The organism is Acinetobacter sp. OYA S30 (assembly GCF_033599315.1).
Lineage (GTDB): Bacteria > Pseudomonadota > Gammaproteobacteria > Pseudomonadales > Moraxellaceae > Acinetobacter > Acinetobacter baumannii.
The window spans coordinates 53,903-65,448 of record NZ_JAWVAV010000020.1 but is presented as its reverse complement, the minus strand read 5'-3'; the positions used below and the strand labels follow the sequence as shown (position 1 = coordinate 65,448).

Sequence of the window (11,546 nt, the reverse complement as noted above, 5' to 3'; positions counted from 1 at the left end):
ACTGGTGCATCAGGTGCAGTGGTATCAAGTGTATAAGTTTGTGTATCGTTAACACTGCTGCTATTACCTGCTGCATCTGTAAACGTTACTTTGGCATCAATCGTCTTATCTGCATCCGCAACTAAACCACTGCCCGGTACACTTACTGTCCATGTACCTGCTGCTTTATCTACAGTCGCATTATAAGTTACCCCATTAATAACAACTGTAACGGCCGTGTTGGCCGCATCTGCTGGAATGTTTTTCAAAACACCTGTAATGGTGACATTACCTGATGCTTCTGATGCATTAATCACATTATCAGAAGTAACTGGGTCAACCGAGAAAGTTACGCCATCGGTACTTGGTGGAGTGGTGTCAGCAGGTGCTGAAGAATCATCATTACTATCATGATTTGATGCTGCAGCGATAATACCGCCTGCAACTAGTGGAATAGCAGCCCATAACCATGGGTTCACGCCTGCATCATGATAAAGTAGAGGTTCAATTGAAGAAATAGGTTGGTAAATAACATCAGATACCAACTCTTGTGGAGCTTCTGCTGGTAGAGCTGCTGGTAAATCTTCACCTAAAAGTGCTTGTGGTTCTACGTCACTGTCAGCATCTGCGTCAGCGTCACTATCAGCATCTGCATCATTTTCAGCATCTTTGAATTTTGCCCAAATCAACTGTCCATTTTCATCTTGGAAAACCAGACTGTTATCTTTAGGCTCAGCTGTTCCACTAAAGAAGCCTTCAATAACAATAGTCTCGCCATTTTTCAGACGTATGACTGCATTGGTACCCTCCCTATTCACTACCAATACATCACTGGCAGCCACTTTCACCAACACAACTGACGCTTCTGAAAGTTTTGCAGAAGTTCCCTCTGTGGTTACCAAGGTTTTATGATTATCCTTGGCAATAATTTGTATCTCAGGCATATCTATATTCCTTTTATATTATTGATTTAAATGATTTTATGTATAATTCTTTTTACTTAATGTTTTCGAGTTTTTGACCTACAACGGCTTTGTTGCACAAACCTATCTCTAAAGGCTTATTCCACAATATAATTTTGAGATGAATAAGCCTACACCTAAAATCTACCGTACAACCAATTGGCCCACATACAACCGAGCTCTCATTAATCGTGGGAATATTGCCATTTGGTTTGATCCCAAAACACAATGGTATGCTCAACCAAAAAGCCAACATGGTCGAAATCAAACTTATTCCGATACAGCCATCCAATGCTGCTTAATGATTAAATCCATATTTCGTCTTTCTCTACGCATGGTCACTGGCTTTGTACAAAGCCTGATTAAACTTTGCGGATTAGATTGGACAGCGCCAGACTATACGACGCTTTGCAGAAGACAAAAACATATTGATATTGCGATTAGCTACCAAAAAAGTAGCAATGGTCTACATCTACTCGTAGATTCAACTGGTTTAAAGTTTTTGGGCGAAGGTGAATGGAAACGGAAGAAACATCAGCCTGAATATCGTCGACAATGGCGTAAGCTTCACATTGGTATAGATGCTGAAACGCTGCAAATACGTGCAGTTCAGCTCACAACGAACAATATCAGTGATTCACAGGTGCTCGGTGATTTACTTGGTCAAATACCACTTGATGAGCGAGTAGATTCTGTCTATACCGATGGAGCCTATGACACTAAATGCTGCAGACGAGTGATCTCAGATCGTCAAGCATATGCGGTGATTCCGCCAAGAAAAAATGCGAAACCGTGGAAAGATACAAAAGTTCATTCGCAAGAGAGAAATGAATTACTAAAAACAGTTAAGCGTCTAGGAAGAGCCCTTTGGAAAAAGTGGTCTGGTTATCATCGGCGAAGTTTGGTCGAAACCAAGATGCATTGCATCAAATTATTAGGCGATAAACTCTACTCAAGGAATTTTGACAGCCAAGTGAATGAGATCCATGCACGTGTAGCCGTATTAAATAAATTTACAGAATTAGGCAGACCTCATACCCAAGTTGTAACCTAAATTTTAGCAACTTAGGAAAACTTTACCTTCAAAGGCTTTATGCAACAAAGCCACCTACAACTTAAAAACATTAAGTAATGTGATCATTTTTACATTAAACACTTTAAAATAAAAAAAACAAATACTAAAGTACTCAAAGAAAAAAAATTAATTAATACAAATTTTATATAAATAAAAATCTGATTTTTCTACTTATAATTTATTCAATGAGCTTATTAACTGTTTTATATATAAAACAAAATTAGCTTCTTATTATTGAACATTCATTGAAAATTATTTTAATTTAAATTTTTATATAACAAGTTTTAATATCTCAATAAAATAAAATATATTAATAATGATATATATAGAAAAAAAATGGCCTTAGATAATATTTTACTATTACACTAAAGCCTCATTTTTATATTCAAATAAAAATTATTTTTTTTATTTACTTTTAGAAATTATCGGGACTTTCGAAACGTTTTACTTCTTGTAACTTATTTGGATCATGCATGGTTGCGATCCCGTCTTCTGTTTTTTGATCAACAATAACATCTGGGTTAAAGATAGTAATTGTTTCTCTTCCTAATGCATCTTCTCCAACTATATATTGAAAGCCACGGCGATTCATTTTATGGCATAGCTTTTGATAAAAGCCTTTAAGCCCTTCCGTTTCTTCATTAGGATTGTAATAAAACGCATTCATTACCGCAGGAAGGCCAAGTCCACATACTACACCAGATAACAATACGCTAATAAAGGTATATCCAATCAGAATACTACTATAAGGACTCAGCGCCGGAATATTCGCGACCGCCAAAATTAAAGCGAGTGAAATCCCTCCTCGAACACCACCCCAAGATAAAATAGTTAAACTACCATTGTAACTTTTGGTCTTACGCATTGTTGGGAAGAAAGCAAAAGACATAAAGTTGGCGGCAAAACGAGAAATATGGAGAATAAAGAAAGCAACTATTCCACCTAAAATCAGGCTAAAGTTTAAGTCAAGAATAAATAACTCAAGGCCAATTAAGGTAAATAAGAATGAATTGATAATCCCTTCTACTGTATGCCAAAAATGGTTAACCTCTCTGATCTCACGCTCTTCGCGAATTTCTTTCCATTTATTGCCGACGATTAAACCACCAATTACGCAGGCAATCGGTGCGGATGCATGGGCGAATAGAGCCACCAAATATGCTCCACTTGCAAGTAATGCAGTTGTTAAAATCAGGGATTCCATTTCGTGTTTACCACGCAATAAGCGTAAAGTACCTATCCCAAATGCCCACCCAATACCAACAGCAACCACAATTTCATAAAGCAAAGCTTCTAATGTCGCAACCAATGAAAAATGTTCACCCTGTAAAACATTCAGTAATGTCATAAATAAGGCAATACACATCGCATCGTTAAATAAAGATTCTCCTTCTAATTTAACAATGAGATGATGAGGAGCACGAATTGAACTTAAAACACCTTTAATACCGATCGGGTCTGTTGCACCTAATGCTGCACCTAATAATAGAAGAACCAAAATTGGTACATGATGCCCAACTAACAATTGGAAACCGTAAAGTAAGCTACCAAACAATACAGCGCAGATTACCAAGGCAATAGTGGCCAAAATACTAATCTGTTTCCAATAGCTTCTTAGATCTGAAATTTTAAATTTAAGTGCTGAAGATGTCAGAATAAAGCAAATAACGCCATTAATTAAAAAATCATAGAAATCGATGTGACGTACTGCTTCCTCAATATTATGAATATTGATAGTAATGAATTGATTACCATTTAAAAGACTGGCTCCCCATTGCAAAATGAAGACAAAAATCGCAGAAACAAGAGGTACGCCGATAGCTTGAGGAAAGCCCAAAATACGCTTATTAAATATGGTGGTCGCAATTGATAAGGCAAATACAACCGTAAATGCTTGTAATAAGAAAAAATTACCCATGAACACCCTTCTTCTGGGTCAATGACCAAATAAAAAATCTAGACAGCTGAACTGAACAGAACGAGAAAATAGACACCTCATGTGTGCCCAAGCAATTAAAAAGTTGGAATACAAGTTTAACGAATTACGTTAATCATTCTATCAATTAGTTAAATTTCTTAACATTAATTATGTTGGAGGGATGATTAAAAAGATGAGCCTACTTAAACACCTTGTAAACTCATCTTATTTATAGATTTAGATAGAATTATTAAAAGTATCGCATTGGCTAATATCACCAGTTTTTAAACCGACTTGGAACCAGTGCATTCGCTGTTCACTACTACCATGAGTAAAGCTATCCGGAACGACCTGTCCAGTTGCCCGTTTTTGTAAGTAGTCATCTCCAATTTTTTGCGCGGCATCCATTGCTTCCTCAACGTCTCCCTGCTCTAAAAACTGAGTACGCTGTTGATTATGATTGGCCCAGATACCCGCTAAACAGTCAGCTTGTAATTCTTGACGTACAGATAACTGATTACCTTCTCTTTGACTGACTTGTGCACGAGCCTGTTGTACTTGAGATGAAATACCAAGCAAAGTTTGAACATGATGTCCTACTTCATGGGCAACTACATAAGCTTGGGCAAAGTCCCCTGCCTGATCTTGTCTCGATAATTCTGTCTGATTTTGTTCGCCAGATATTCCCATCTGCTCACGCATATCTTTGAAGAATTCTGTATCGATATAAACCTTCTGATCTGCTGGGCAATAAAAGGGACCCATTGCAGACTGAGCTGTACCACAGCCTGACTGAATCATCCCACTAAACAAGACTAATTTTGGTGGCGTATAAGTTTTACCTAACTGTTTAAAAATAGGGGTCCACGTATCCTCTGTATCGGCTAATACTGTTCCAACAAAATCAGAAGCTTCTTTTTGCTCGGCTGTTAAACTTTCGGGTGCAGTTGCATTTGATTGTTGCGAAGCAGTAACCTGCTGCGTTGCCTGATATGCTTGTTGGGGGTCAACGCCAAAAAATTTCCATGCAACAAATGCTACAACCAAACCAATAATACTAATACCACCTGCCCTAACACCGCCTCCGCCTCGACGGTCTTCAACATTGGTACTGACTCGACGATCTCTCCAACGCATAATTTCCCTCTTCTTTATAGATGGCCTGATTAACTAGAAGCTTTTGGCCACATTTTTTGTATCAAGCTAACAACAAGCAATATTATTGCACCAGCAACAATTCCTATTGCAAAGTTAATAAGCGTTGGGGTTAAAGCACCAATGATGTTGCCTACAGCAGGTATAGTTTCCACATGGTCAACTGTATTTTCAGTGACATGATGGAGTAAAGGAATCGTATGATTAATAATCCCTCCACCTACCAAAAACATCGCAATAGTGCCGACGATAGACAATAACTTCATTAAAAGTGGCGCAAATGCAAGCAGCCCGCGACCAATAGTTTGTTTAAAAGAAGCAGCCTGTTTTGTTAAATATAGACCCAAGTCATCAATCTTAACAATCATGCCGACCAAACCATAAACGCCAATCGTCATCACAACTGCAATAATGCTGAGGACACTAACTTTAGTCATTAAAGTTGCAGTTGCCACAGTACCTAAAGAAATAACCACAATTTCAGCTGACAAAATAAAGTCTGTACGAATAGCTCCTTTCACTTTATCTTTTTCAAAAGTCGCCAAGTCTAACTCTTCACTATCAAACTCTTTTTGTGCTTCTTCTGAGGTTGAGGCTTTTTTATGTGTAATGGTATGAAGAACTTTTTCAACACCCTCATAACATAAGAATAGCCCGCCAAGCATTAATAAAGGATTAATCAACCAAGGAGCAATCACGCTAATTAATAAAGCTAGAGGAACTAAAATGAGCTTATTAACAAAGGAGCCTTTAGCAACTTTCCACACAATCGGTAATTCGCGATCAGCACGGACACCTGTAACCTGTTGTGCATTTAAAGCCAAATCATCACCTAAAACACCAGCAGTTTTTTTTGCTGCCATTTTGCTCATTAAGGCGACATCATCTAAAATTGTTGCAATATCATCTAGTAGTAAAAGTAAGCCACTTGCCATTTCTTATCCAGGTTTGTATTTATTAAACTATTGTAAGATGATTTTTTTCAATTTTTGTAATTTTACTGAATAAATTCACAATATTATTTTAAGAAAAGTTTACCCAATTGCTGACGAAAAAATTTTATTTCCCGTACAATAATGCCAATCTTTTATATTGCAGGGCTTATTATCCCTGATTAAGCCAATACCATAGTGGAATAAATAATGAGTAATGTTGATCAGCGTCCAATTATTTTGACAGGCGACCGCCCAACCGGACAACTTCACCTCGGGCATTTTGTCGGTTCTTTGCGTTCTCGTGTAGGTCTACAGGATAGCCATCATCAACATCTCTTATTAGCAGATGCACAAGCGTTAACAGACAATGCCGATAACCCAGATAAAGTTCGCCGTAACATTTTAGAAGTTGCTCTAGACTATTTAGCGGTAGGCATTGATCCAACTAAAACCACAATTTGTGTACAGTCATGCTTGCCTGCACTGAATGAGCTTACAATGTTATATCTTAACTTTGTAACTGTAGCTCGTTTGGAGCGTAACCCAACCATCAAATCTGAAATTCAAATGCGTGGTTTTGAACGTGATATTCCTGCTGGTTTCCTTTGCTACCCTGTAGCACAGGCAGCTGATATTACGGCTTTTAAAGCGACTGTAGTACCAGTAGGCGAAGATCAAATTCCAATGATTGAGCAAACTAACGAAATCGTGCGTCGTGTAAACCGTCAAATTGGTCAAGACCTTTTACCTGAATGTAAAGCATTGCTTTCTAATATGGCTCGTTTACCTGGTTTTGATGGTAAAGCGAAAATGTCTAAGTCATTAGGCAATACCATTGTTTTAAATGCTTCTGACAAAGACATCAAAAAAGCTGTAAATGCGATGTATACCGATCCAAATCATCTTCGCATCGAAGATCCGGGTCAAGTTGAAGGAAACATTGTATTTACTTATTTAGATGCATTTGATCCAAATAAAGAAGAAGTTGAAGAGCTAAAAGCACACTACCGCCGTGGTGGTCTTGGTGATGGTACAGTTAAAAAACGTCTTGAAAGCGTACTAAAAGAATTAATTACACCTATACGTGAACGTCGAGAAGAACTTGCTAAAGATCCTGACTACATTATGGATGTTTTACGCCAAGGTACTGATAAATGTCGAATCATTACCCAGCAGACTTTGGACGAAGTTAAAGATGGCTTAGGCTTATTTAAGTTCTAATTTTTATATTAGAGATATAAATCAAAAAAGCCCTACGGGGCTTTTTTTATAATTATATTTAAATTCAATAATTTAATTTTTTAGAATTTCTATATATTTATTATGATTCACACGCTTTTACCCTTTTAACGTGAAGTAACACTAATTAACGTGAACCTTAATGAACAAATAAGAATGCGTCACTAATATAACTTGAGTAGGTTGATATGAACCTCACGACATTTCTCCTTAAGCCGAAACTGTTTTTAACAGATTCGTTGTTCTACGCAGTGATCACCCCAATCATTGCGTATTTTTTTGTCTATAATAATGTTGGCAATTTAGGTTGAAATTCAACCGAGTTACAATAATGCTTCTGTTGAAAATACTCAAACTACTTTGTCTGATCAAGTGGTGAATAGCGCGTTACGCTATCACTCACAAGCGCCTTTGTTTGATAACTTAATGAATGAATTGGGCTTACAAGGTTGTGATGTCAATGGTTTGACTCAAGGGTTGAAACCAAAAGCTGAGTAAGGATGTACACTCTGTTTAGTACTCCTATTTCAATGTAGACCGAAATGCTAAATATTTGATCTACAATTTTCATCTTCCGTTTCGTCAATTCCTATGGTGAAAATGAGTAATTAGATACCAAGTTCAGTATAAGGTTAGCAAAATATCAAACAGGGCATCTCTCCCCTTGAATTAAATCACGCGTTGAAAAAGTATAGCGAAACAGATGACCAACATTTAATAAGAGAGGCGCTGACTACAAGCGACCTCTCGATGGATGAATAAACGTGATGGACTAAGCTTTATGGGCTAGAAGGTGGTAGTAAAGAAATTTGTTTAAGAGGCTCGCGTTTTGCCCCAAGTTCGCGAAGCTTTTCCATAAAACTAGATTCCTTTATTGGTAGACCACCAATGATTTTCCCTACTTCAGCGTTGATGATAGCAGCAACAATCAATCCACCAATTGCTCCCCCTGCAGCGCCAGCTCCTGTAGCTTGACCGTAGCTCATATTTCCTGAGGAAAAGTTCTTACCAATTATGGCACCAGTAACACCTCCTACTGTGCCAGCTGTGGCAAAGGATACTAGACTAACTTTATGGGATGCGGGTTCTTTGGTATAAGCTAGAGTATTACACGTCACATTGTCAGATGGAACTTCAACAGGTACTGCCTTTGTTGTGAAGTAGCGATAAATTTTGACTGGCTCCTTAGGGTCTTTTGGTAAGTAAAAGCCACCATCAGTTGCTGCAGGTTGTCCTGGAATTGATGGATAGTCTGGACTTCGAATTGAAATACTACCAGGTGCCCCTCGAAAGAACGTGCCCTTTTCATCTATCTTTTCTGACCAATATGGTCCCCGTTCTAGACGGGTGGTCCACTCCACATTGAGTGGACCATAAAGCCCTGTAGTTGAAAGAGGCTCTTTAAGGAAGATACAAGTAAGTTCAACTGGTGTCTGTAACTTTTCTGGATTTGTGGCACACCCCGAAATTAAAATGCAGAAGAGAATCACGCTAGATATTTTCACATACATGACGATTGCCTTTGTCATTGATATTTTTGTAAAGATACAACTAGTCTACTAGATTTTATTTAGTAGACTAAGTCCATGAATACTCCAATTATATTTCTCAGTAAAAAACCAATATCTCCATTAGGGTTTTAAGATTAAAACCTAATGAATGAGGCTAAATATTTCTCTTTAAAAGGGAATATTTATAAGCGATTGAATATTAATTTATTTATAAAAATTAGTATTAGTCATAAGGCTCTTCTTTTTCATCTTAAAGAATAAAAATAGACAATATATGGAATTTAAATATCATTCAAAAAAAATAAAATTTTCTCAATTCTAAAATCACTTCATCTTCACCATACAAGTACTCATCACCTTTAGGACATATAACGCTAGAATTAGAAACATACTCTCTATTATCTCTTCCTCTGAATTTAAGTCATCAAGAAGAACTTCTATTCTTTGTGTATTCTTGATAGAGATATCATTTTTATCTATAAATTTTTCGATACAATAAATTAATTCTTCTCTACTCATTTATTTTTCCCTTGAATTAATTATGTTAATTATTCAATGTTCTACTAGAATTAATATCATTTCATTTTAATAAAAAACCCCAATGTCTCCATTGGGGTTTTTTAAAGATCAAAATCTAACGAATTACGCTAAACCTTTCTCTTTTAATACTTGCAACATAGTTGAACCAAGCTCAGCTGGGCTACGAGTGTAAGCCATACCTGCTTTTTCAAATGCAGCGAATTTCTCTTCAGCAGTACCTTGACCACCAGAAATGATCGCACCAGCGTGACCCATACGCTTACCTTTAGGCGCGGTTACACCAGCGATGTAACCTACTACAGGTTTAGTCACGTTAGATTTGATGAATTCAGCAGCCTCTTCTTCCGCTGTACCACCGATCTCACCGATCATGATGATTGCATCAGTATCTGGATCGTCTTGGAACAATTGAAGAGCTTCAATTTGGTTCATACCTGGGATTGGGTCACCACCGATACCGATACAAGTAGACTGACCTAAACCAAGCTTAGTTGTTTGAGCAACAGCTTCATAAGTCAATGTACCTGAACGTGAGATAATACCAATACGACCTGGTTGGTGGATGTGACCAGGCATAATACCGATCTTACATTCACCTGGAGTGATCACGCCTGGGCAGTTAGGACCAACTAAACGAGTACCGTTACCGTTAGTTTCTAAATAACGTTTTGCTTTAAGCATGTCGATTGTTGGAACACCTTCAGTGATCACAACGATTAGGCCAACACCTGAATCAACCGCTTCAACGATTGAGTCTAAAACGAATGGAGCTGGTACATAGATTACAGATGCATCTGCATTTGTTTCACGTACAGCTTCTTTCATTGTGTTGAATACTGGTAAGTCAAGGTGAGTTGTACCACCTTTACCTGGAGTAACACCACCAACAACTTTTGTACCGTAGTCTAAAGCTTGTGCAGAATGGAAAGTACCGTTTTTACCAGTAAAACCTTGTACCAATACTTTAGTGTCTTTATTAATTAATACGCTCATGATTGATACTCCCCTTACGCTTTAACTGCAGCTACAACTTTTTCTGCGGCATCAGACAAACCGTTCGCAGAAATTAATTTCAAACCAGATTCATCAAGTAATTTAGCACCTAACTCAGCGTTGTTACCTTCTAAACGAACAACAACTGGAACAGTTACGTTTACTTCTTGAACCGCTGCAATAATTGCTTCAGCAATCATGTCACAACGTACGATACCACCGAAGATGTTGATTAAAACACCTTGTACAGATGTATCAGCAAGGATGATTTTGAACGCTTCAATTACACGCTCTTTAGTTGCGCCGCCACCAACGTCAAGGAAGTTTGCAGGCTGACCACCATAAAGTTTAATGATGTCCATAGTTGCCATTGCAAGACCAGCACCGTTAACCATACAACCGATGTTACCTTCTAAAGCAACATAGTTAAGATCAAATTCAGATGCTTTTAATTCACGCTCATTCTCTTGAGATTTGTCACGTAAAGCAGCAACTTTAGGTAAACGGTAAAGCGCGTTAGAGTCGATACCTACTTTCGCATCTACACATAAAATTTCGCCATTTTCACGAACTGAAAGTGGGTTAATTTCAAATAAAGCGAAATCATTTTCAACAAATGCTTGATAAGCAGCTGTCATGATTTTCACGAATTGACCGATTTGTTTGTCTTTCAAACCTAAAGCAAACGCAACTTCACGTGCTTGGAATGGTTGTAAACCAACTAATGGATCAACTTCAACTTTGATAATTTTTTCTGGAGTTTCTTCCGCAACTTTCTCGATTTCTACACCACCTTCTGTAGAAGCCATGAAAGTAATACGACGGCTAGAACGGTCTACAACCGCGCCCAAGTAAAGCTCACGCTCAACTGGATATACGTCTTCAGCAACAATGATGCTGTTTACTGGTTGACCATTTGCATCTGTTTGATACGTTACAAGACGAGTACCAATGATATTGTTTGCAAATTCGATAACATCTTCTTTAGATTTTGCAACTTTAACGCCACCAGCCTTACCACGACCACCAGCATGAACTTGCGCCTTCATTACAGCGAATTTACCACCAAGCTGTTCAAATGCAGCAACTGCTTCGTCTGCATTGGTTGCCAAGATACCTTCTTGTACCGGCATACCATATTCTTTCAATAACGCTTTAGCTTGATACTCATGTAAGTTCATTTAGTTACCTACTTAACTTTGTTTGTTGTCTTCAATTTGCGCAACATTCTCATGTTGT

Annotated in this window: 9 protein-coding genes and 1 pseudogene; 3 read left to right on the top strand and 7 right to left on the bottom strand. The window is 37.8% G+C overall.

The window, feature by feature from the left end:
* A partial coding sequence (locus tag R5R67_RS11565) for a BapA/Bap/LapF family prefix-like domain-containing protein (RefSeq protein ID WP_279719785.1) occupies positions 1 to 923 on the bottom strand: 923 nt, incomplete at its 3' end.
* Positions 924 to 1,062: 139 nt separating this feature from the next.
* On the opposite strand from R5R67_RS11565, the gene R5R67_RS11560 reads away from it, so the two are divergent.
* Positions 1,063 to 1,995, top strand: a complete 933-nt coding sequence (locus tag R5R67_RS11560) for an IS5 family transposase (protein WP_001040033.1) — start codon at positions 1,063 to 1,065, stop codon at positions 1,993 to 1,995.
* A 436-nt stretch (positions 1,996 to 2,431) separates the two neighbouring features.
* Here R5R67_RS11560 and R5R67_RS11555 read toward each other — a convergent pair whose 3' ends face one another.
* From R5R67_RS11555 to R5R67_RS11545, 3 genes are all read right to left on the bottom strand, one after another.
* On the bottom strand, positions 2,432 to 3,934 hold the full coding sequence (locus tag R5R67_RS11555; protein ID WP_000526259.1) for a cation:proton antiporter: 1,503 nt from the start codon (positions 3,932 to 3,934) through the stop codon (positions 2,432 to 2,434).
* 237 nt (positions 3,935 to 4,171) lie between these two features.
* Entirely contained in the window at positions 4,172 to 5,071 is a 900-nt protein-coding gene (locus tag R5R67_RS11550; RefSeq protein WP_001267655.1) for a neutral zinc metallopeptidase, read from the bottom strand.
* A 29-nt stretch (positions 5,072 to 5,100) separates the two neighbouring features.
* Positions 5,101 to 6,024 carry a DUF808 domain-containing protein gene (locus R5R67_RS11545; protein ID WP_000146245.1) on the bottom strand — a complete coding sequence of 308 codons (924 nt, stop codon included), beginning with the start codon at positions 6,022 to 6,024 and terminating at the stop codon, positions 5,101 to 5,103.
* A gap of 207 nt (positions 6,025 to 6,231) precedes the next feature.
* On the opposite strand from R5R67_RS11545, the gene trpS reads away from it, so the two are divergent.
* Positions 6,232 to 7,245, top strand: coding sequence for a tryptophan--tRNA ligase (gene trpS / locus R5R67_RS11540; RefSeq protein WP_000072944.1), 1,014 nt, complete (start codon positions 6,232 to 6,234; stop codon positions 7,243 to 7,245).
* A gap of 354 nt (positions 7,246 to 7,599) precedes the next feature.
* Positions 7,600 to 7,761: pseudogene (locus R5R67_RS11535) on the top strand (hypothetical protein); the annotation flags it as partial.
* 281 nt (positions 7,762 to 8,042) lie between these two features.
* Here the strand turns inward: R5R67_RS11535 and R5R67_RS11530 are convergent.
* The 3 genes from R5R67_RS11530 to sucC all read right to left on the bottom strand — a co-directional run bounded on the left by R5R67_RS11530 (position 8,043) and on the right by sucC (position 11,488).
* Positions 8,043 to 8,774, bottom strand: a complete 732-nt coding sequence (locus R5R67_RS11530) for a hypothetical protein (protein WP_000289375.1) — start codon at positions 8,772 to 8,774, stop codon at positions 8,043 to 8,045.
* A gap of 642 nt (positions 8,775 to 9,416) precedes the next feature.
* On the bottom strand, positions 9,417 to 10,307 hold the full coding sequence (sucD, locus tag R5R67_RS11525; RefSeq protein WP_000114637.1) for a succinate--CoA ligase subunit alpha: 891 nt from the start codon (positions 10,305 to 10,307) through the stop codon (positions 9,417 to 9,419).
* Positions 10,308 to 10,321: 14 nt separating this feature from the next.
* The gene (gene sucC / locus R5R67_RS11520; RefSeq protein WP_001048573.1) at positions 10,322 to 11,488 is read right to left on the bottom strand and encodes an ADP-forming succinate--CoA ligase subunit beta; all 1,167 of its coding nucleotides are present in this window, start codon (positions 11,486 to 11,488) and stop codon (positions 10,322 to 10,324) included.
* Positions 11,489 to 11,546 lie beyond the last annotated feature (58 nt).